Raw genomic sequence first — 21,058 nt, 5'->3', positions numbered from 1 at the left:
CTCGTCCGACAGCGTCAACTCGGCCTTCGGTCGCCCCATTCGTGCCATGGAGCAAGCCTACACATCTGAACAGAATTCATGACTCAGAAGACTAGAGGTACCGGAGTACCGGAGTACTGGAGTACCGGAAGAGCTAGAAGCGCAGGGCCCAGCTGTCGAGGTAGCCGCCGAAGAAGGAGGAGGTGTCGGTGACCTTCAGTTTCCAGACGCCGCTCGCCGACTCGGCCGAGGCGTTGACGGCGTAGATGCCGATGACGTTGGTTCCCGAGTCGTAGGGCTCCGAGTTCTTGATCCGGTAGCGCGTGCCGTCCGGCGCGACCAGCTCGATCCTCAGGTCTCCGCGCCATTCGTGCTTGATGTTGAGCTCGAGCTCAAGGTCGGAGGGGGCCTTTCCGGCTACGCCGGTGACCGGAAGGTGGGACCAGATCACGTTGTCGTTGATCGTCTGGTTGGTGCCGTTGAAGAAGCGCGGGCCCGCCGGACTCTGGGGAGCGGTCCCCGAGTAGAGGAGGCGGTTCGGCGAGCCGGTGCCGATGTCGTGCAGCGATCCCTTCGCCGAGGCGTCGATCAGGGCCTTGGCCACCGTGGCCGGGGAGGCGGTGCGGTGGGTGGACAGGTAGAGGGCGGCCGCGCCGGCCACGTGCGGGGCGGCCATCGAGGTGCCCGACATGGTCACCTCGTGCTGGTCGAACCAGCTTCCGGCCGAGACGATGTCCGAGCCGGGCGCGAAGAGGTCGACGAGCTTTCCGGTGTTGGAGAAGTAGGAGCGGGCCTCGCCGCTGTCGCTGGAGCCGACGGTCAGCGCCGTGGGCACCCGAGCGGGCGAGTGCGTGGAGGCGTCGACTCCGGCGTTGCCGGCCGCGACCGCGTACGTGAGCCCGGAGGCGATCGAGTTGCGGACGGCGGTGTCCAGGACCACGTCCGCGTCGCCGCCCAGGCTCATGTTGACCACGGCGGGCTTGACGGCGTTCTTGGTCACCCAGTTGATGCCCGCCACGACCTGCGCGGTGGTTCCTTCGCCCTCGTTGTTGAGCACCCGCACTGCGACGATCTTGGCCTTCTTGGCGACGCCGTATGTGGTTCCGGCCACGGTCGCCGCCACGTGCGTTCCGTGCCCGTGGCCGTCGGCGGCGCCCCCGCCGTCGATCGCGTCGAAGCCGTAGCGGGCCCGGCCGCCGAAGTCGCTGTGGCTGATCCGTACACCGGTGTCGATGACGTACGCGGTGACGCCCGTCCCCGCGGAGTCCCGGTACACGTACTTCTTGTCGAGCGGCAGCCGCCTGCGGTCGATCCGGTCCAGGCCCCAGGACGGCGGGTTGGGCTGAGTGGCGTCCAGCTTCACCTTGCGGTTCTGGACGACGGTGGCGACGGCCGGATCGGCGGCCAGCCGCCTCGCCTGCTGCGCGGACATCTCCACCGCATAGCCCTGGAAGGCCGCGTCGTAGGTGTCGCGCAGCTTCCCCCGGTAGCGCGAGGCCAGCGCCGTGCCCCGCTGGGGCTCGGCCTTCGCGCCGGATTCCTTGAGCATGACGATGTAGCTGCCGGGTACCGCGTCGGCGGCCCCGGCGTACTGCACGACGCCCTCGGCCTCGGCCGCGGTGGCGGGTGCCGCGAGGCTGCCCCCGGCCACCAGGGCGGCCGCGAGCAGGACCGCGGCCCGGCCCCGGCGCGACGGGATTCTGGAGAACTTCACCCTGCACTCCCCCCTCAGGTGCCCCGCACCGTCCGGCACGGGGCCTACGCGGCGCGGCGCACGCCGTGGGCAGGGGGAAGCTGTGCCCGGACGACGCCAAGGCCCGCTGCACCGTAAGCGGACTCCCCCCGAGAGGAGATTGGCGCATGCCCAACTCGACTGCAAGAGCGCAGACTTGTCGGGAATCGGGGGGACCCGTGGCGCCGGTTGCGGATCGTCCGGCGGGCGGTCGTCTCAGCGCGTTTCGGGCCCGGCCAGGTGACGGGCGATCACCATGCGCTGGATCTGGTTGGTGCCCTCGACGATCTGCAGCACCTTGGCCTCCCGCATCAGCCGCTCCACCGGGAAGTCCTGGGTGTAGCCGTAGCCGCCGAGCACCTGTACCGCGTCCGTGGTCACGGCCATGGCCGCGTCGGTGCAGAACAGCTTGGCCATGGCCGCCTGCCGGGAGAACGGCTTGCCCGCGTCCCGGAGCCGGGCCGCCGCCAGGTAGAGGGCGCGGCCGGCCTCGATCCGGGTGGCCATGTCGGCGAGCATGAAGCGCAGGCCCTGGAAGTCGGAGATGGGGTGGCCGAACTGCTTGCGGTCCAGCGCGTAGGCCAGGGCCTCGTCCAGGGCGGCCTGGGCGACGCCGATGGCGCAGGCGGCGATGCCGAGGCGGCCGGCGTCCAGGGCGGCCAGGGCGATCGTGAAGCCCTGGCCCTCCTCGCCGATCCGGCGGCTGTCCGGGACGCGTACGCCGTCGAGGTGCAGCTGGGCGGTGGGCGAGCCCTTCATGCCCATCTTCTTCTCCGGGACGGCGGCCGACAGGCCGGGGGCGTCGCCGGGGACGAGGAAGGCGGTGATGCCCTTGGGGCCTTCGACGCCGGTGCGGGCGAGCACGGTGTAGAAGTCGGCGATGCCGCCGTGGGTGATCCACGCCTTGGTACCGGTGATCACCCAGTCGTCGCCGTCGCGGACGGCCTTGGTGGTCAGGGAGGCGGCGTCGGAGCCGGAGGCGGGCTCGGACAGGCAGTATGCGCCGAGCAGGCCGCCGCCGAGCATGGCGGGCAGGTGCTCGTTCTGCTGCTGCTTGGTGCCGTAGCCGGCCAGGCCGTGGCAGGCCAGCGAGTGCACGCTGACGCCGAGGCCGACGGTGAGGCGGGCTGCGGCCAGCTCCTCCAGCACCTGGAGGTAGACCTCGTACGGCTGCTCGCCGCCGCCGAACTCGCCGGCGTACGGGAGGCCCAGCAGGCCCGCGTCGGACAGCAGCCGGAAGACCTCGCGGGGGAAGTGGCCGGCCTCTTCCTCCTCGGCGGCCTGCGGGCGGATCTCCCGCGCCGCGATCTCGCGTACCAGTGCGAGGAGGTCCCGGGACTCCTCGGTGGGCAGCTGACGGTCCACCGGCTGCGGGGCGCGGTCGGTCATGGCGGCGCTCTCCTCCCTCGTCGGGCACGGCGGCGACGCGCGGGGTGTGGGGCGCGCCACCGGATCTCGGTGCTCAGGCAGCCGATGCTGCCCTCCCGGATCACGGAAGGGGTAGGCGAGCGGCTGCGGCGGGTTGAGTATGCCCGATCGGATGCGTCCCGTCACGGGTGCAAGATCGGCTGATCCCGGTCTGTGACCTGGGGCGGGCCGGGCGGCGCCCCGAAGGGGGTGGTGTCCGGAGCCGGGGGCGGGGCCGGGCATTCGGGGACGAATTCGGCGATCACCGTCAGGGTGGCCCGGAGCTGGCGCACCAGGAGCTCACCGACCGCGGTCCGGTCGGGGCGGCCGACGGGCTCGGGTGAGGCCGGCGGGCCGATCCAGTCGAGGGTGGCGCCTTCCACCCCGGAGAGCCAGCCGACCAGGGCGAGGCGGGCCAGCGGGGGGACCGTGCGGTGGCCGTAGGCGCCCTCGGCGATGGTGGCGAGCAGTTCCTCGCGGACCGCCTCCCGGATGGCCAGCACCTCGGCGTCCGAGCCGACGCCGCCGGTGACGATGGTCCGGTAGGCGGCCTGGTGGTGCTCGGCGTAGTGCAGGTAGCCGTCGATGGTGCGGCGCAGCCGGTCGGCGGCCGGGAGGTCGGGCTCGCCGCCGGCCCGGGCGACGAGTTCGGCCACCGAGTCCTCGACGATGGCGAGGTAGTAGCCGCGCTTGCTCTTGAAGTAGTAGTAGATCAGCCCCTTGGCGACGCCGGCCTGCCGGGCGATGTCGTCCATGGACAGCGCGTCGTACGAGGTGTCGGCGAACAACTTCCGCCCGGTCGCTATGAGTTCGGCCCTGCGGACCTGCGAACGCTCGGTCGTTCCACGCTGTTGACTATTATTCAAATTCGGCCCTAGCCTCGAACTGCCAAAGATGCTCGCAGTATCGCACTTCCCCTGCGCACCGGACGACGTACGGGAGGCACCCCCATGAGCACACGCAGCAGGCGCACCGGAGGCGACCGCGACCGGGCCGAGGGCCGGGAGGCGGGCCGGGTCGAGGCCCGCGTCGAGGGCCGCGCCGAGGGCCGGGTCGACTGGAAGAGGACCGCCCTCATCGCGATGCCCGCGGTCGTCGCGGTCGGCGCCATGGCGATGGTGATGGCCCAGGGGGCGCTGGCCGCCTCCTTCGCCGTCTCCGGCACCAGCTTCCAGGTCTCCTCCTCCAAACTGACCAGCAGGGGCCTGGCCTCCTACGTACAGACGGACCGTTCCGTCGACGGCAAGGGGCACCCGGTCGCCCTGCTCGGCATCGGAGAGGCCACGCTCACCGACATCTGCCAGTCCGCCGAGGTGACCACCCCGGTCGGCACGGTGGTGTTCAAACTGACGGCCGGCGGCCCGGCCGGTGAGGTCACCGCCAGCAACCTGATCATCGACGGCGAGGACCTGACCGGCGACGCCCGGTTCGGGACGGCCCAGATCGGCCGGGACGCGTCCACCCTCGACCAGGTCGCCGGGGTCCGGGGCGAGCCCGGGAAGTTCGGGCTTCAGGCCGGGGACATCGAGGTCGCGGGCGTGCGGTCGAAGGCCTGGTCCGCGACCGGCGGCAACTTCCGGCTCAAGGGCCTGAAGCTCGACGTCAGTCTGGACGGCAAGAAGTGCTTCTAGCGGGAGCCCCGGAACGCCGGCTGCCGTGCCCCGGGGCGCGGCGCCGGCTGCGCGCCTGGCGCCGGACCCGGCCGTTCTGGGGCGGACTGCTGCTGGTGCTGGGCGGCACCGAGCTGCTGCTGGTGCCGCTGTCCCCGCTGACCGTGCTGGTCAGCCTGGGGCTGGGCGGGATCGCGGCGATCGGGATCGGGCTGGCGCTGATCACGGCCGGGCTGTTCCTGTGGTTCCTGCCGCAGGCGAGGGTGTACGTCAGCGTCCACGCGATGCTGCTGTCGGTGCTGTCCTTCGTCGCCACCAACCTGGGCGGTTTCCTGGTCGGCATGCTGCTCGGCATCGCGGGCAGCGCGCTGGCCTTCGGCTGGACCCCGCGGTCCGGGGCCGGGGCCGGGGAAGGTGCGGACGGCAAGGGCGGCGGGCCGTACGTCCCCTCGCCGGACGGCAGCGGACCGCGCACCCTCGCCGCCGCCCTCCCGGTGCTGCTCGCGGCCGCCCTCGCCACCGGGACCACCCGGACCACCGAGACCACCGGGACCACCGGGACCACCGGGACCACCGGGACCACCGGGACCACCGGTACGAACGCCACGACCGGCACGCCCCCCGGAGCCGCCGGAGCCGCTGGCCCCGCCCTCATGGCCCCGCGCACTCCCCCGACGGTCACCACCTCGCTCTTCGCCCCGCAGGGCTTCACCCTCGCCGGCATCACCCAGGTCCCCACGGTGGACGGGCCCCTGAAGGTGATGGTCCTGAAGATGCGGGCGGCCTCGCTGCGCGACTACCGGCTGCGCACCCGCGACGGCCGGGACGAGTACGGGCTGGCCGCCGACTCCCTGGAGCTGAGCGGGGACGTGACCCTCTACCTGACCCGGTTCAGCGGCTGCATCGAGGGGCTGCTGTGCGTCACCTTCACCCCGGACGGGCTGCCCGCACCGCCCGTCATCCCGCCCTTCGTCTTCATGACCCGGGTCACCGCCGAGCAGGCGCTGGTCACCTCCGACCTGATCGTCACCGACGGCCTGCGCCTGGAGGCTCCCCCGGCAACCGCTGGGAGGGACCCCCTGTGATCCCGGTGCAGGCCGCGCCGCTGTGGGCCTACGGGATCGGGGCGACCTTCGCAGTGGCGGCCGGCCGGCAGCTCCAGTGGTGGGAGCGCTCGGTCCGCGGCGAGGGCGTACGGACCAGGAGCCGGGCCGCCAACCCCTACCTGGCCCTGACCGGGCTGTACGCGGCCCTGCTGCTCGCACCCACCGGCCTGTACCTGCTGTGGCAGAACCCGGCCTGGGCCACCATGCAGGTGGCCCGGGACCACGACGGGGTGTGGGCGGGCTTCGCGCTCTTCCACTCGGGTTCGGTGGTGGTCGGGGCGCTCCTCGGCTTCCTCGCGGCCCGGGTGTTCGTGCTGGTGGGAGCCGGGTACTGGGGGTACCTCCAGGCCGTCGCCGGGTATTTCCTGCTGTTCTTCACGCTGGTCCACGGCTGGGACGGCACCGGGTACCGGCGGCTGCTGAGCGCTGATCCGCGGACCTACGCCGGCTGGTCCGCGGACAGCGCGGTCAACCACGGCCTGGACTTCCTGACCTCCGGAACCTTTCTGGCCCTGCTGGTCTTCGGGGTGGTGACGGTCGGCGCGATGCTGCTGACGGAGATCGGCTGGCTGGTGGAGGGCTGGCGGCTGCCGGGTGCGGCCGCGGACCTGAAGGTGCCGCGGCCGGTGGCCGTGCTGATCGCGGGGGCCGGGGTGTACGGGCTGCCGTTCGCGGGGGCGCTGGGCGCGAGCGCCCTGGTGCGCCTGGCGGGGTGGCCGGCCGGGCTGCTGCTGTTCGCGGCGGCCGCCGGGCTGGTGCTGCTGCCCCGCCGGTCGCCCGTACGGGCGCTGTACGGGTTGGTGGGCGTACCGGACCGGCACTGGCGGGTGGAGCCCGAGGAACGGGTGGAGCCCGAGGAAGGGGCTACATCCAGCCGATCTGGGTGACGAACATGGCCACGACGACCACCAGGGTCCAGCCGAGGACGTTCTCCACCAGCTTGGAGTCCTCCTTGGGGCCTCCCGTGCGGGCGAGGTTCCGGGCACGGGTCAGGGCGGCGGCGTTCGCAGTCATGGGGGTTCTCGCATCGTTCGTCTGGCAGTGGACACCACGCGACGGGGTCGCATTTCGGACAGGGCCCGGGTTCCGTCCAATGTGCCAGCGAAAGGGGCCCCGGCGGTAGAGACGTTGGTCACTGCCGCCGGGGCCCCTGCTCCTGTGCGCTCAGGTGTGCACTGGGGTGCACCCCTGCGTTCAGGGGGTGACTTCGCGGTTCCGTTCACCGCCCAGGGCCACCATGGCGAGGCCCAGGCAGAGAGCGATCGCACCGGTGATCACGTTGCTGACCACGGAGCGGGTCGTGTCCATCTCCCCTGCGATGACCCACGGGGCGACGATGGTCCACGCACCCAGGGCGACCGCCGTCCAGGCCATCGCGTGGGTGCGCTCGTAAGCGGAACCCAGACCGCTCATGCACACGCAGAACGCGATGCCGGCGATCAGGTTGTTGATGGCCAGCGGGCCGAGGCCGCTGAACCCGGCGATCCAGGGCGAGGCCGCCAGGTACAGGCCGGTGATGAGGGCGAGTGCCTCCACGGCCTGCGCACGGGGGGTGCTGGTCACCCGCTCGAACCGAGTGCGCATCTCGGCGAGGTCGGGGTGGTGCTCAATTCTCGGATGGGTGGTCATGGTGGGCCGCCTCCTAGGACGCTTTCTGTGCCCTTTATGTCCACCTTATGCCCCATTCGGCCCCTGGTCATGCCAGCGATCAGAGCACTCGGACGGCCCGCAGGGCGGCGATCTGGGCGGGGGTCGGGCGGACCGGCACGTAGAGGTAACAGATGCCCCCGGTGCCGGAGACGACCTTGCCGGAGGCGTTGTGGCGCTTGGTGCGCAGCCACACGTTCTCCCACTCGCGGCGCCGGTAGACCCGGCGGACGGCCGCGTTGGTCGGCGAGTTGGGGTCGTTGGCGATCACATCTCCGGCCGCGGTGAACCCGATCACGGTCATCAGGTGGCCGGCCGTGCCGTAGCCGGCGCCGGTCAGCTCCCCTTCCCGGAAGGACTGCGAGGTGATGGCCGGGATCCCGGACCGGACCAGGGTCTCGAGGTCGGTCAGGGAGGCCAGCCGGGTCACCACGGCGGCGAGATCCGGGTAAGTGGCGGCGTAGGCGGCGTTGAAGGGCCAGTTCCCACAGCCCTTGTAGGCGTGGTCGTAGGTGGACCGGGCCGCGTGGCAGACCTGCGGGTCGGCGTACTCCGGCCGGACCCAGGCCAGGTCCGCCGGGGCGGCCCTGCGCCCCCAGTACTCGATGATCATCTGGGAGGAGGTGGGGCTGCACCAGGCCTCGCCGCCGTTGTCGTACTCGGGGTACTGGCCGACATGCGTCTCCTGCGAGTACCGCGGGACCTTCAGCTCGCGGGCGGGGCCGGGGCGGCTCGCGGGGACGGTGAACCGGTCCGGCACGTCCGAGGCCATGGCGCCGGCCAGCCACACCAGCGGGCCGGCCACCCCGGAGCCGGGGCGGCGGTACAGGGTCAGCCGGAGCTGCCAGTCGCGCAGCCGCAGGCCCTTCGCCGGGTCGTCGAGGGCGAGGGTGTCCGTCCACACCGTGGAGCGGCCGTCGGTCTGGCCGTCCACCGAGGTGCGGCGGATGTCGGCGTCGCTCGAGGCCCAGCGGCCCATCACGTACCAGGGGGTGGCGGTGCCGTCCGTGTAGGTGCCGCGGAGTTCGGTCTGCAGCCAGGTCCCGGCGGGGGTGCGGGCGTTCCAGGAGGCGACGACCTCGGTGGCGGGCACCGCGGACCGGTGCACCGGGGAGGTCCAGGAGGCGTACTCCCAGGTGCTCTTCTTCCCCGTGTGCGGGTCGGCGTACTGGGTCCGGCCGGCCGGCGTGCGGATGCCGAGGGCGGGGCGGGAGCCGGGGACCGCGGTGGTGCCGTGGTGGGTACCGGCGCGCCAGTCCTGGTGGGCGAACCAGAAACGGTTGTCCACCGTCGGGCCGGCGACTGCGCCGGAGGCCCCGGGCCCGCCGCCCTCCGCGCCCTCCCCGCCCTCCCCGCGTTCCGCACCTTCCGCGCCCTCGGGGGCCTTGGGGCGCTTCGGGCCGGAGCCGGCCGCCTCCGCGGTACCGGACACCGTGGCGGCGGCGGTGGCGGCGGTGACTGCCGCGAGGGCGGCGGCGAGCAGGGCTCGGCGCGGAGCGGATGCGGTCATGGACGACCCCCAGTGGTCGAGGCGGTGGCTCCCGCCACCCTCCCAGTTCCCGCCCGCCCGGGGCCAGGGCGCGGGGGTGCGTGTCGCGCCGGGGCGCGCCCTCCCGGACCACCCCCGGCCCCGCGACCGAGGCCGCCGGCTGCCGGCCGCCGGCCGGGCCGAGCTTAGGCTGGGCTGGTGGAAGCCCATTCGCCGTCACTTCGATCGCATCAGCCGCTTCAGTCGCTTCAGTCGCTCGCGCGCGAGCTCGAGGGCCTGCCGCCCTCGCTGGGGCCGGTGCGGCTGATCGGGATCGACGGGCACGCCGGGTCCGGAAAGAGCACCTTCGCGGAGCGGCTCGCCCGGGCGCTCGGCGGGGTGCCCGTGCTGCATCTCGACGACGTGGCCACGCACGAGGAGCTGTTCGGCTGGACGGAGCGGTTCCGGGAACAGGTGCTGGTGCCGCTCGCCGCCGGGCGGGCCGCGCACTGGGCGCCGTACGACTGGGTGGAGCGCCGGTTCGGCCCGGCCCGGGTGCTGGAGCCGGTACCGCTGCTGCTGATCGAGGGCGTGGGAGCGGGCCGGCGGGCGGTGCGGCCGCATCTGGCCCGGCTGCTGTGGATGGAGACCCCGCGCGAGCAGTCCTGGGGGCGCGGGCGGGACCGGGACGGGAGCGAACTGGCCGGTTTCTGGGACGGGTGGGAGCGCGCGGAGCTCGCGCACTTCGCGGACGACCCTTCACGCCCCTTCGCCGACACCCTGGTACGCCAGTGCGGTACGGGATACGAGTGGACTTCCGGGGCCGCTGCGACGCCTGGAACCGGCACTTCCGTCACCGAGGGTGACAAACAGCCCCGGGCCTGAGCCGTCCCGGAAATCCACTTGTCAAGGCCTGCTCGACTCCGCTTGACCTGGGCACCGCACCGGCCTTACGTTCTGAATGCGCGGCCGTATACGGCCACCGCGGACACGAAGCCCCCGGTTGTTCCCCCGTGATCGGGGGCTTCGTTCTGCCCCGCGGAGCGGTTCACCCGCCCCCCGATCTTCACCCTGAGTCACCTCACTGCCGTACGGCGGCCACTCGATCGGTGCCCGCAGCGCACTGCGTAAGGTCCGTAGCCGCAGGTACGATGCCACCCAGAATTCATCGACGCAGGTGCAACTCGCTGATTCGAAGCGGGGGTTGCTGCGCACCACGGGGGCAGGCTTGTGGGGGATGTGATGGACTTCGGCACGCAGGGCAGCGGCAACGCGCACGCCCCGGCCGAACTCGCCTGGCTGCGGGGGGTGGACGCCTGCACCATGGGCGCCTATCCGCAGGCCGAGGAGGAGTTCCGGGCGGCCGTACGACTCGATCCCACCATGGCGGACGCCTGGCTGGGGCTGCACGCACTGAGGGTGGACACCACCACCGCGCTGCTGCGCATGTACACCCACCGGGACCGGTTCGGGGAGCAGCGGGCCCGGCACCGGCGGACCCTGAACTCCTGGTACTGGCTGGGCTGGTGGGTGCAGCCGGTGCTGGAGAGCCGACGGGACCTGCTGCTGGCCCACGCCTCGCACTGGCTGGACGGCCGCCATGTGCCCGAGCTGGACCAGGCGCTCGCCGCTCTGCCGCCGGTGGACGCGGACGCCCAGGTCCGCTTCCTTCACGCCTGCCGGGCCTATCTGGTCAAGGACTGGGAGCAGCTGGTCCGGCACACCGAGCCGCTGGTCGACGATCCCCTGCTGGGCATCGAGGCGGGGCTGTTCGGCGGCATGGCCCGGGTCCGCCTGGAGATGTACGGGCAGGCTGAGCCGATGCTGTCGGCGGCGCTGATGCGCTGCCGCAGCGAGCAGCCGCAGCGCAAGGAGCTGCGGTACTGGCTGGCCCGGGCGCACGAGGGGACCGGGCGCAGTGCGGCCGCGCTGCCGCTGTACCGGGCGGTGCACCGGGTGGATCCGGCGTTCATGGACACCGCGGCCCGGCTGACGGCCATCGCCGAGTCGGACGGGCTGGACGGGTACGACCTGTCGCCGGTCGGGGGTGATTTCGCGGCGGTGACGCTGGGCGGCGGAGCGGTCGCCGACGGGCCGCTGGCGGAGCCGGACCCGCTGCTGGGCGGGGAGCCGTCGGAGCCGCGGTACGGCGGGCCCGGGTCGGGTGCGGTACCGGGCGCGGGCCCGCCGGGCGCCGGGGCGCCGGCCGGTCCCGGCGCCGGGACAGGACGGCTGGACGGCGTACGGCGGAAGGCGGCGGTGCCCCCGCAGACCCTGCCCGCCGGCCTGCCGGCCGGGCCGGCGGATCCGGCGCTGCTCGCCGAGGCGCTGGCCGAGCTGGAGCGGATGGTGGGCCTGGAGCCGGTGAAACGGCAGGTGAAGGCGCTGTCGGCGCAGCTCCACATGGCCCGGTTGCGGGCCGGGCAGGGGCTGCCGGTGCAGCCGCCGAAACGCCACTTCGTCTTCTCCGGCCCCTCCGGCACCGGGAAGACGACGGTGGCGCGGATCCTGGGCCGGGTGTTCTACGCGCTGGGGCTGCTCGGCGGGGACCATCTGGTGGAGGCTCAGCGGGCCGACCTGGTGGGCGAGTTCCTCGGGCAGACCGCGGTGAAGGCCAACGAGCTGATCGATTCGGCGATCGGCGGGGTGCTGTTCGTGGACGAGGCGTACAGCCTGTCCAACTCCGGCTACAGCAAGGGCGACGCCTACGGGGACGAGGCGCTGCAGGTGCTGCTGAAGCGGGCGGAGGACAACCGGGACCATCTGGTGGTGATCCTGGCCGGCTATCCGGCGGGCATGGACCGGCTGCTGGCCGCGAACCCCGGGCTGTCCTCCCGGTTCACCACCCGGGTGGACTTCCCCAGCTACCGGCCGCTGGAGCTGACCGCGATCGGCGGGGTGCTGGCGGAGGCGAACGGGGACCGCTGGGACGAGGAGGCGCTGGACGAGCTGCGCAGCATCAGCGGGCACGTGGTGGAGCAGGGCTGGATCGACGAGCTGGGCAACGGACGGTTCCTGCGCACCCTGTACGAGAAGAGCTGCGCGTACCGGGACCTACGGCTGGCCGGGTACGTGGCGGCGCCGTCGCGGGAGGACCTGGCGACGCTGCGGCTGCCGGACCTGATGCAGGCGTATGGGGAGGTGCTGTCGGGGCGGGGCCCCGCCGACCCCGGGCGGCCCGAGCCGCCGCCGCTCTAGCCCCGGCCGGGCCGGGCCGCCGCCGGTCCAGCCCCGGCCGAACCGGGCCGCCGCCGTGGTGGCCCTGGCACGGCCTGGCCGCTGCGCGGAGCCTTTCCCCACCCGCCCCTTCCCGAACTGGGGCTCCGCCCCAGACCCCGGTCCTCAAGCGCCGGACGGGCTGAACAAGCCCCGCCGGCGATCGAAGCGCGGGGGTCCGGGGGCAGAGCCCCCGGCAACGGCGCCGCACGGTCGTGGCTACGCCCCCCGCGCGTACACCCGGTGCGCCGGATCGCGGACCTCGCCCACCAGCATCTCCAGGACGTCCTCCAGGGCGACCAGCCCCAGGACCCGGCCCGCCGGGTCGGCGACCTGGGCCAGGTGGGTGGCGTTCCGCCGCATGACGCTGAGCGCGTCGTCCAGCGGCAGCGTCGAGGACAGGGTGGTCATCCGGCGCCAGACCCGCTGCGGGACGGCCCGCTCGCGGTCCTCCAGGTCGAGGACGTCCTTGACGTGGACGTAGCCCATGAAGGCGCCGGTGACCGAGCGGACCGGGAACCGGGAGTAGCCGGTGCGGACCGTGAGCTGCTCGATCTGGTGCGGGGTGGCCGAGGGGGCGACCGTGACCAGGCGCTCCCGGGGCAGCAGGACGTCGGTGACCGGGCGGCTGCCCAGTTCCAGGGCGTCCTCCAGGCGCTCCTGCTCCACCGGCTCCAGCAGGCCGGCCTGCCGGGAGTCCTCGACGAGCCGGCCCAGCTGGGCGCTGGTGTAGACGGCTTCGACCTCGTCCTTGGGCTCCACCTTGAAGAGCCGCAGGACCCAGTGGGCGCAGGCGCCGAGGGCTGTGGTGACCGGGCCGCAGACCCGGGCGAAGGCGACCAGGCCGGGGCTGAACCACAGGGCGGTCTTCTCGGGGGCGGCCATGGCGAGGTTCTTGGGGACCATCTCGCCGATGACCAGGTGCAGGAAGACCACCGCGGCCAGGGCGCAGGCGTAGCCCAGCGGGTGGATCAGGCCGTGCGGGACGTGTACGGCGTGGAAGACGGGCTCCAGCAGCCGGGCCACGGTGGGCTCGGCGACCGCGCCGAGGGTCAGCGAGCACACGGTGATGCCGAACTGGGCGGCCGCCATCATGCGGGGCAGGTTCTCCAGGCCGTACAGCACCTGGCGGGCGCGCTTGGAGGAGGCGGCGAGGGGTTCGATCTGGCTGCGGCGGACCGAGACCAGGGCGAATTCCGCGCCGACGAAGAAGCCGTTGGCGAGGACCAGAAAGAGGGCGAAGAGGAGCTGGAGGGCGCTCACCGGGCCATCGCCTCCATGTCGGCCGGCGGTGCGGCCGGGCCCGCGTGCGGGACGGCGCCGGGGGCCGTCCCGTGCAGGGCGGGCACGGGCACGCGGTGGAGCGATCCGGGCTCGGAGCCGGGCAGCAGGCCGTGCGGGTGCGGGGCCGGGGCGGTGCGGATCAGGCGGACGCGTTCCGCGCGGTTGCGGGCGACCTGGCGGACGCAGAGCTTCCAGCCGGGAAGTTCGGCACGGTCCCCGGGGGCGGGGATCCGGCCGAGCAGGTCGGCGACCAGTCCGGCGACGGTCTCGTACGGGCCGTCGGGGACGTCCAGGCCTATGCGGCGCAGGGTGTGCACCCGGCAGCTGCCGTCGGCATCCCAGGAGGGCCGGCCGTCCTCGGCGGGGGCCGGGGCCAGCTCCGGGCGGGCCTCGGCCTGGTCGTGCTCGTCGCGGACCTCGCCGACGAGTTCCTCGACGATGTCCTCCAGGGTGACCACCCCGGCGGTGCCGCCGTACTCGTCGACGACCACGGCCATCGGCTGCTCGCTGCGGAGCAGTTCCAGCAGCGGCTGGACGGGCAGGGTTCCGGGCACCAGCAGCGGGGGCACGGCGATCCGGGCGACGCTGGTGCGGGCCCGCTCGGGTTCGGTCACGGCGAGGGCGTCCTTGAGGTGGACCACGCCGGTGATCTCGTCGATCCGCTCCCGGTAGACCGGGAAGCGGGACAGGCCGGTGGCCCGGGTCAGGTTGAGCACGTCGGCGGCGGTGGCCGTGGACTGCAGGGCGCTGACCTTCACCCGGGGGGTCATGACGTGCTGGGCGGTGAGTTCGCCGAGCGAGAGGGTACGGACGAACAGGTCGGCGGTGTCCTGTTCGAGGGCTCCGGCCTGGGCCGAGTGCCGGACCAGGGAGACCAGTTCGCCGGGGGTGCGGGCGGAGGCCAGCTCCTCGGCGGGCTCGACGCCGAGCGCCCGTACGAGCCGGTTGGCGACGGCGTTCAAGCCGGCGATGACCGGGCGGAAGACGCGGGAGAAGGCGTGCTGCGGGCCGGCCACGAAGCGGGCGACCTGGAGCGGCCGGGAGACCGCCCAGTTCTTCGGGACGAGTTCGCCCACCACCATCTGGACGGCGGACGCGAGGAGCATGCCGACGATCACGGCGACGGAGGGCACGACACCGGCGGGCAGGCCGGCCGCGGTGAGCGGGGCGGAGAGCAGGGCGGCCAGCGCCGGCTGGGCGAGCATGCCGACCACCAGGGAGGTGATGGTGATGCCGAGCTGGGTGCCGGAGAGCTGGAAGGACAGCTCCCGCAGGGCCTTGACCACCGTACGGGCGCGGCGGTCGCCGTCGGCTGCGGCGCGTTCGGCCTCCGGCTTCTCCACGGTGACGAGGCCGAATTCGGCTGCCACGAAGAATCCGTTGGCGAGGATGAGAACGAAAGCCGCCACGAGCAGCAGTAGCGGGATGGTCATGCCACCGCTCCCGGGGGGAGGGCGGCGCGGGTACTACCGGACGATCCGTCCATTGCTGGAGGGAGTCACTCCTCAAGTCGCAGGGGCCCTGGGGCCACGGGGTCCCGGGGCCGGCGGGAGGGCGCCGGGATGCGCCCCGCCACCAGAGTAGTCAGTGAGATCGTCCCCGCAACGGGGACTCAGCGCTCGCGCGAGCCGGTGCCGCGGTTCTCGGCCAGGGCGCGCAGCGCCCGGGCGTCGGCGATCGCCTGGTTCTTGGCGACGCCCGGCTGGATGCCGAGGGCGGGCAGGCTGGTGCCGTCGTTCAGGTCGAGGAAGACCCACGGGTCGCCCGGGCGGAGGTTCACGCGGACGATCTGCGCCCACTCCAGCCGGCGGGTCGTGGTCAGGTTGACCACGGTGACGCCGGTCTCCTCCGCGACCACCTTCGGGCGGGACAGCAGCACCAGGACGGAGCTGAGCAGCACGGCCACGAAGACGAAACTGATCCGCTCTCCGCTGGTGAGGCGTTCCAGGAGCAGCGCGACCGCCGTGATGGTGGCGAACATGGCCGCGCCGACGCCGAGGAGCACGATCCGGGTGCGGGTGGGCCGGAAGGTGACGGGCAGGGTCGGTTCGGCCGACCGGTCGGCGCCCATCAGAGGCGGCAGGCGTGGATCGAGGTGGTGAGGATGGCGCGCGCGCCGAGCTCGTACAGATCGTCCATGATCCGCTGGGCTTCCTTGGCGGGGACCATCGCGCGGACCGCGACCCAGCCCTCGTTGTGCAGCGGGGAGATGGTCGGGGACTCCAGCCCGGGGGTGAGGGCGACGGCCCGCTCCAGGTGCTCGGCGCGGCAGTCGTAGTCCATCATCACGTAGCTGCGGGCCACCAGGACGCCCTGGAGGCGGCGCAGGAACTGCTGGACTTGGGGGTGGTCGGTGTCGGCGCCGTTGCGCCGGATGACCACGGCCTCGGACTTCAGGATGGGCTCGCCGATGACCTCCAGGCCGGCGTTGCGCAGGCTGGTGCCGGTCTCCACGACGTCCGCGATGATCTCGGCGACGCCGAGCTGGATGGCGGTCTCGACGGCGCCGTCCAGGTGGACGACGGAGGCGTCGACGCCGGAGTCGGCGAGGTGCTTGGCGACGATTCCCTCGTACGAGGTCGCGATCGTCATCCCGTGGAAGTCCTCGGGGCCCTTCGCGGTGCCGGGCTTGGTGGCGTAGCGGAAGGTGGAGCGCCCGAAGTTCAGCGGGAGGATCTCCTCCGCGTTGGCGCCGGAGTCCAGCAGCAGGTCACGGCCGGTGATGCCGATGTCGAGCTTGCCGGACGCCACGTAGATCGCGATGTCCTTGGGGCGCAGGTAGAAGAACTCGACCTCGTTGTCGGGGTCGACCGTGACGAGTTCCTTGGACTCCTTGCGCTGCCGGTAGCCGGCCTCATGGAGCATCTCCGACGCAGGCCCGGAGAGTGAACCCTTGTTGGGGACGGCGATGCGCAGCATGAGGACGGTTCCTTTGTTCGCGTAACTGGTGGTGCTGTGCGGAGCGGGCGGAGGGGGTGGTGCGGGGGGAGGGAGGGGTTCTGCTCAGAGGTGCTTGTAGACGTCGTCGAGCGAGATCCCGCGGGCGACCATCATCACCTGGACGTGGTACAGCAGCTGCGAGATCTCCTCGGCGGCGGCTTCCTTGCCCTCGTACTCTGCGGCCATCCAGACCTCGGCGGCCTCCTCGACGACCTTCTTGCCGATGGCATGGACGCCCTTGCCGACCAGCTCTGCGGTACGGGAGGTGCTCGGGTCGCCGTCGGCCTTGGCCTGGAGCTCGGTGAAGAGCTCTTCGAAGGTCTTGGGGAGTGTGTTCGCCATGATGGTCCTCAGAATACGGGGTTCCCCCGCGCCGCTAGCGCCAGGGTTCGCTGACCGTCCGCAGGGTCATTGCGGTGGAGACGGCGGCGGTGACCGCTTCGTGACCCTTGTCCTCGTTCGACCCTTCGAGTCCGGCGCGGTCCAGCGCCTGCTCGTCGTTGTCGCAGGTCAGTACGCCGAAGCCGATGGGGACTCCGGTCTCGACGGACACCTGTACCAGGCCCTGGGTGACGCCCTGGCACACGTAGTCGAAGTGGGGGGTGCCGCCGCGGATGACCACGCCGAGGGCGACCACCGCATCGTATCCGCGACCGGCGAGTACCTTCGCCACCACCGGGAGCTCGAAGCTGCCGGGGACCCGCAGCAGGGTGGGCTCGTCGATGCCGAGCTCGTGCAGGGCGCGCAGGGCGCCGTCCACCAGTCCGTCCATCACCTTTTCGTGCCACTGGGCCGCGATGACCGCGACCCGGAGGTCGCCGCAGTTCTTCACGCTCAGTTCGGGTGCGCCCTTGCCGCTCACAGCTCTCCTCGGTGCTTCGTGCTCTGGTGGTGTGCAGGTGGTGTGTGTGGGTGGTTACTGGTTGCCGCAGGCGGACGTGGACATGGCCGCGTCCAGCCAGGGCAGGTCGTGGCCCATCCGGTCCCGCTTGGTGCGCAGGTACCGCAGATTGTGCTCGCCCGCCTCGACGGGCATGGGCTCGCGCTCGGCGACCTTGATGCCGTGCGAGGTGAGGGCGGCGGCCTTGTCCGGGTTGTTGGTCAGCAGCCGGACGCTGTGCACGCCGAGGTCGGCGAGGATCTGGGCGCCGGCCCCGTAGTCGCGGGCGTCGGCGGGCAGGCCGAGCTCCAGATTGGCGTCCAGGGTGTCGCGGCCGCGCTCCTGGAGTTCGTACGCGCGGAGCTTGGACACCAGGCCGATGCCGCGGCCCTCGTGGCCGCGCAGGTAGACGACGACGCCCCGGCCGGCCTCCTGGATCCGCTGCATGGAGGCGTGCAGCTGGGGGCCGCAGTCGCAGCGCAGGGAGTGGAAGATGTCGCCGGTCAGGCATTCGGAGTGCATCCGGACCAGGACGTCCTCGCCGTCGCCGAGCTCGCCCTGGACCAGGGCGACGTGCTCGACCCCGTCCACGGTGGAGCGGTAGCCGTACGCGGTGAACTCGCCGAACGAGGTCGGCAGGCTGACCTCGGCCTCGCGGCGCACGGTCGGCTCGGCTGAGCGGCGGTAGGCGATCAGGTCCTCGATGGAGATGATCGTCAGGCCGTGCTTGCGGGCGAACGGGATCAGCTCGGGCAGCCGCAGCATGACGCCGTCCTCGCCGGCGATCTCCACGATCGCGCCGACGGGGCGCAGGCCCGCGAGGCGGGCGAGGTCGATGGCGGCTTCGGTGTGGCCGTTGCGGGCCAGTACGCCGCCCGGCTTGGCGCGCAGCGGGAAGATGTGCCCGGGGCGGACGAAGTCGGACGCCTCGGCGGTGCCGCCGGCCAGCAGCCGCAGGGTGGTGGCGCGGTCGGCGGCGGAGATGCCGGTGGAGATGCCGTGGGCGGCGGTGGCGTCGACGGAGACGGTGAAGGCGGTCTTCATCGACTCGGTGTTGTTCTGCACCATCTGGGGCAGCTCGAGGCGGTCCAGCTCGGGGCCCTCCATGGGGGCGCAGATCAGGCCGCGGCACTCGCTCATCATGAAGGCGACGATCTCGGGGGTCACCTTCTCGGCGGCGACGACCAGGTCGCCCTCGTTCTCCCGGTTCTCGTCGTCCACGACGACGACCGGGCGGCCGGCCGCGATGTCCCGGATGGCCTGCTCAACGGGGTCGAGCACGAAGATCTCGTCGGTGATCATGCCGTTGCTCCTTCGAGGGCGGGGGCGGTGTGGGCGCGGGAGCGCAGCCACCAGTCGCGCATGCCCCACAGGACGAGCGCGCCGTAGATGACGTAGACGAAGCCGGAGAAGGCGTAGCCGTTGGCGAAGTTCAGGGGGACTCCGACGAGGTCGACGAGGAGCCAGGCGAACCAGAACTCGACCAGGCCGCGCGACTGGGCGTACATGGCGACGATGGTGCCGACGAAGATGTAGGCGTCGGGCCACGGGTCCCAGGACAGCGAGGGGTAGGCGGTGAAGAGCAGGGCGACGGCGACGGTGCCGAGGGCGGCGGCGCCGGCCATCAGCCCGCGCTCGGTCCAGCTGGCGAAGCGGACGGCGAGCCGGCCGTCCTGAGCCTGCTGCCGGCCGCGGTTCCACTGCCAGAAGCCCCAGGCGGCGACGGCCATGACGACGACCTGCTTGCCGGCGCTGCCGGAGAGGTGCCCGGCGGCGAAGGCGGCGAAGAGGATGGCTCCGGAGAGGAACTGGGCGGGCCAGGTCCATATGGAGCGGCGCCAGCCGAGGGCCAGGGCGATCAGGCCGATCGTGTTGCCGATCATGTCGGACCACTTGATGTGCTGGCCGAAGGCGGTGAAGGCCTCCGAGTTCAGCCAGTCGACGGCGCTCACTGTGCGGTCCCCTTGTCGCCGAGGAGCCGCTCGACGTACTTGGCGAGGACGTCCACTTCGAGGTTGACGGGGTCGCCGCTCTGCTTGATGCCGAGCGTGGTCAGGGCGAGGGTGGTGGGGATCAGGCTGATGGTGAAGTAGTCGGCGGCGGCCTCGACCACGGTGAGGCTGACGCCGTCGACCGTGATGGAGCCCTTCTCGACGACGTACTTCGAGAGGTTCGCCGGGAGCGAGACCTTGACGATCTCCCAGTGCTCGGAGGGGGTCCGGGAGAGGATCTCGCCGGTGCCGTCCACGTGGCCCTGGACCAGGTGGCCGCCGAGGCGTCCGCCGAGGGCCATCGGGCGCTCCAGGTTGACCCGGGAGCCCTGGGTGAGGCCGCCGAGGCTGGAGCGGTTCAGGGTCTCCTGCATCACGTCGGCGGTGAACTCGCCGTCCGCGGTGTCCACGACGGTCAGGCAGACGCCGTTGACGGCGATGGAGTCGCCGTGCTTGGCGCCCTCGGTGACGACGGGGCCGCGCAGGCGGAAGCGGGAGGCCTCCGCGAGCTGCTCGACGGCGGTGACCTCGCCCAGTTCTTCGACGATTCCGGTGAACACTCAGTGCTCCTTGGCGGCAGTGGTGGGTACGGCGGTGATGCGGAGATCGGGGCCGATGCGGACGGCCTCGGTGATGTCGAGGCGGAGCGCGTCGGCGATGGTGCCGATGCCGGCGTCCGCGAGGACGGCCGGGCCCGCGCCGAGCAGGGCGGGGGCCAGGTAGCCGACGACCGTGTCGACGGCTCCGGCGGCGACGAAGGCGCCGGCCAGGGTCGGGCCGCCTTCGAGGAGGACGGAGCGGATGCCGCGCGCGTACAGCTCGGCGAGCAGGGCGTCCACGGAGATCCCGTACTTGTCGTACGGGAGCCGGGCCAGCTCGACGCCAGCGAGGTGGCGGGTGGCTGCGTCTTCGAGGTTCTCGGCTACAACGATCAGGGTGGGGGCGGTCTCGTCCAGGACGCGGGCGGTGGGCCGGATGGTGGCGTGGGTGTCGAGGACCACGCGCAGCGGCTGACGCTCGGCGGCGGGGCCGGCGGGTCCGCGGACCGCGAGGTGGGGGTCGTCGGCGCGGAGGGTGCCGGAGCCGACGACGACGGCGTCTGCTTCGGCGCGCAGCCGGTGGACGTCGGCGCGGGACTCGGGGGAGCTGATCCAGCGGCTGGTGCCGTCGCCGGCGGCGATGCGGCCGTCGAGGGTGGCGGCGTACTTCCACAGGACGTACGGGCGGCCCAGGCGTACGGAGGTCAGCCAGGCGGTGTTCCCGGCGGCGGCTTCGGCCTCCAGGAGCCCGCCGACGGTCTCGACGCCGGCCGCGCGGAGGGTGGCGGCACCTCCGCTGGCCTGCGGGTTCGGGTCGGCGACGGCGTAGACCACGCGGGTGATGCCGGCGTCGAGGAGGGCCTGGGCGCAGGGTCCGGTGCGGCCGGTGTGGTTGCAGGGTTCGAGGGTGACGTACGCGGTGCCGCCGCGGGCGGCCTCGCCGGCCGCGCGGAGGGCGTGGACCTCGGCGTGCGGGCCGCCGGCCCGCTGGTGCCAGCCCTCGCCGACGACGGTGCCGGAGGCGTCGGTGATCACGCAGCCGACGACCGGGTTGGGGCTGGTGGAGCCGAGGCCGCGGGCCGCGAGCGCGACGGCGCGCCGCATCGCTGCGGTGTCGCGCGCTGTGGTCGCGTCGGTCGCGTCGCTGCGGTTCGCGTCGATCGCGTCGTTCGCGTGGGCGTCGGGTGTCGCCACCGGGTCCTCCTGCCTCCATCGGGCACGGACTCCGGGGCCTGTCGGGATACGACAGATGAAGCGGG

Annotated in this window: 21 protein-coding genes; 5 read left to right on the top strand and 16 right to left on the bottom strand. The window is 72.7% G+C overall.

Going from position 1 to position 21,058, the window contains the following annotated elements; genetic code table 11:
* Positions 1-133: 133 nt before the first annotated feature.
* The 3 genes from AB0447_RS19880 to AB0447_RS19870 all read right to left on the bottom strand — a co-directional run bounded on the left by AB0447_RS19880 (position 134) and on the right by AB0447_RS19870 (position 3,984).
* Positions 134-1,693 carry a S8 family serine peptidase gene (locus AB0447_RS19880; protein ID WP_366477999.1) on the bottom strand — a complete coding sequence of 520 codons (1,560 nt, stop codon included), beginning with the start codon at positions 1,691-1,693 and terminating at the stop codon, positions 134-136.
* Positions 1,694-1,927: 234 nt separating this feature from the next.
* A complete protein-coding gene (locus AB0447_RS19875) occupies positions 1,928-3,100 on the bottom strand; it encodes an acyl-CoA dehydrogenase family protein (RefSeq protein WP_366477998.1) in 1,173 nt (390 codons plus the stop codon).
* A gap of 161 nt (positions 3,101-3,261) precedes the next feature.
* Entirely contained in the window at positions 3,262-3,984 is a 723-nt protein-coding gene (locus AB0447_RS19870; RefSeq protein ID WP_366477997.1) for a TetR/AcrR family transcriptional regulator, read from the bottom strand.
* A gap of 216 nt (positions 3,985-4,200) precedes the next feature.
* Between AB0447_RS19870 and AB0447_RS19865 the strand changes: the two genes are divergently transcribed.
* From AB0447_RS19865 to AB0447_RS19855, 3 genes are read left to right on the top strand one after another with little or no spacing between them, the layout of a single operon-like run.
* On the top strand, positions 4,201-4,749 hold the full coding sequence (locus AB0447_RS19865) for a DUF6230 family protein (protein ID WP_366478006.1): 549 nt from the start codon (positions 4,201-4,203) through the stop codon (positions 4,747-4,749).
* Positions 4,740-5,813: a DUF6114 domain-containing protein gene (locus AB0447_RS19860; protein ID WP_366477996.1), complete on the top strand. Its 1,074-nt coding sequence runs from the start codon at positions 4,740-4,742 to the stop codon at positions 5,811-5,813. Before AB0447_RS19865 ends, AB0447_RS19860 begins: the two co-directional genes overlap by 10 nt.
* Positions 5,810-6,721, top strand: a complete 912-nt coding sequence (locus AB0447_RS19855) for a hypothetical protein (protein WP_366477995.1) — start codon at positions 5,810-5,812, stop codon at positions 6,719-6,721. Before AB0447_RS19860 ends, AB0447_RS19855 begins: the two co-directional genes overlap by 4 nt.
* Here the strand turns inward: AB0447_RS19855 and AB0447_RS19850 are convergent.
* The 3 genes from AB0447_RS19850 to AB0447_RS19840 all read right to left on the bottom strand — a co-directional run bounded on the left by AB0447_RS19850 (position 6,699) and on the right by AB0447_RS19840 (position 8,991).
* On the bottom strand, positions 6,699-6,848 hold the full coding sequence (locus tag AB0447_RS19850) for an SCO1431 family membrane protein (RefSeq protein WP_366477994.1): 150 nt from the start codon (positions 6,846-6,848) through the stop codon (positions 6,699-6,701). The genes AB0447_RS19855 and AB0447_RS19850 overlap by 23 nt on opposite strands.
* Positions 6,849-7,028: 180 nt before the next feature.
* Positions 7,029-7,463, bottom strand: coding sequence for an SPW repeat protein (locus tag AB0447_RS19845; protein ID WP_366477993.1), 435 nt, complete (start codon positions 7,461-7,463; stop codon positions 7,029-7,031).
* Between the two features lie 79 nt (positions 7,464-7,542).
* The gene (locus AB0447_RS19840; protein ID WP_366477992.1) at positions 7,543-8,991 is read right to left on the bottom strand and encodes a C39 family peptidase; all 1,449 of its coding nucleotides are present in this window, start codon (positions 8,989-8,991) and stop codon (positions 7,543-7,545) included.
* Positions 8,992-9,246: 255 nt separating this feature from the next.
* On the opposite strand from AB0447_RS19840, the gene AB0447_RS19835 reads away from it, so the two are divergent.
* On the top strand, positions 9,247-9,834 hold the full coding sequence (locus tag AB0447_RS19835) for a hypothetical protein (protein WP_366478005.1): 588 nt from the start codon (positions 9,247-9,249) through the stop codon (positions 9,832-9,834).
* Positions 9,835-10,191: 357 nt separating this feature from the next.
* Entirely contained in the window at positions 10,192-12,147 is a 1,956-nt protein-coding gene (locus AB0447_RS19830) for an AAA family ATPase (RefSeq protein WP_366477991.1), read from the top strand.
* A 237-nt stretch (positions 12,148-12,384) separates the two neighbouring features.
* Here AB0447_RS19830 and AB0447_RS19825 read toward each other — a convergent pair whose 3' ends face one another.
* The 10 genes from AB0447_RS19825 to ribD all read right to left on the bottom strand — a co-directional run bounded on the left by AB0447_RS19825 (position 12,385) and on the right by ribD (position 20,903).
* Positions 12,385-13,428 carry a hemolysin family protein gene (locus tag AB0447_RS19825; protein WP_366477990.1) on the bottom strand — a complete coding sequence of 348 codons (1,044 nt, stop codon included), beginning with the start codon at positions 13,426-13,428 and terminating at the stop codon, positions 12,385-12,387.
* Positions 13,425-14,882, bottom strand: coding sequence for a hemolysin family protein (locus AB0447_RS19820; protein ID WP_366477989.1), 1,458 nt, complete (start codon positions 14,880-14,882; stop codon positions 13,425-13,427). The genes AB0447_RS19825 and AB0447_RS19820 overlap by 4 nt, the downstream gene beginning before the upstream one ends.
* 179 nt (positions 14,883-15,061) lie before the next feature.
* A complete protein-coding gene (locus tag AB0447_RS19815) occupies positions 15,062-15,520 on the bottom strand; it encodes a PH domain-containing protein (RefSeq protein WP_366477988.1) in 459 nt (152 codons plus the stop codon).
* Entirely contained in the window at positions 15,520-16,368 is an 849-nt protein-coding gene (gene hisG, locus AB0447_RS19810) for an ATP phosphoribosyltransferase (RefSeq protein WP_366477987.1), read from the bottom strand. The genes AB0447_RS19815 and hisG overlap by 1 nt, the downstream gene beginning before the upstream one ends.
* 84 nt (positions 16,369-16,452) lie before the next feature.
* A complete protein-coding gene (locus AB0447_RS19805) occupies positions 16,453-16,731 on the bottom strand; it encodes a phosphoribosyl-ATP diphosphatase (RefSeq protein ID WP_366477986.1) in 279 nt (92 codons plus the stop codon).
* A 34-nt stretch (positions 16,732-16,765) separates the two neighbouring features.
* On the bottom strand, positions 16,766-17,251 hold the full coding sequence (ribH, locus tag AB0447_RS19800; protein ID WP_366477985.1) for a 6,7-dimethyl-8-ribityllumazine synthase: 486 nt from the start codon (positions 17,249-17,251) through the stop codon (positions 16,766-16,768).
* A gap of 54 nt (positions 17,252-17,305) precedes the next feature.
* Positions 17,306-18,571 (bottom strand): bifunctional 3,4-dihydroxy-2-butanone-4-phosphate synthase/GTP cyclohydrolase II, encoded by a 1,266-nt coding sequence (locus tag AB0447_RS19795; protein WP_366477984.1) that lies wholly within the window; start codon positions 18,569-18,571, stop codon positions 17,306-17,308.
* Entirely contained in the window at positions 18,568-19,221 is a 654-nt protein-coding gene (locus tag AB0447_RS19790; protein ID WP_366477983.1) for a nicotinamide mononucleotide transporter family protein, read from the bottom strand. Before AB0447_RS19790 ends, AB0447_RS19795 begins: the two co-directional genes overlap by 4 nt.
* Positions 19,218-19,820 (bottom strand): riboflavin synthase, encoded by a 603-nt coding sequence (locus tag AB0447_RS19785; protein WP_366477982.1) that lies wholly within the window; start codon positions 19,818-19,820, stop codon positions 19,218-19,220. The genes AB0447_RS19790 and AB0447_RS19785 overlap by 4 nt, the downstream gene beginning before the upstream one ends.
* A complete protein-coding gene (ribD, locus tag AB0447_RS19780; protein ID WP_366478004.1) occupies positions 19,821-20,903 on the bottom strand; it encodes a bifunctional diaminohydroxyphosphoribosylaminopyrimidine deaminase/5-amino-6-(5-phosphoribosylamino)uracil reductase RibD in 1,083 nt (360 codons plus the stop codon). It abuts the gene before it with no gap.
* Positions 20,904-21,058: the final 155 nt, after the last annotated feature.

The organism is Streptomyces sp. NPDC051211, from assembly GCF_040689505.1.
Taxonomy (GTDB): domain Bacteria; phylum Actinomycetota; class Actinomycetes; order Streptomycetales; family Streptomycetaceae; genus Streptomyces.
Note: the sequence above shows the minus strand (reverse complement) of the source record. Positions and strands in the feature narration are given on the sequence as shown.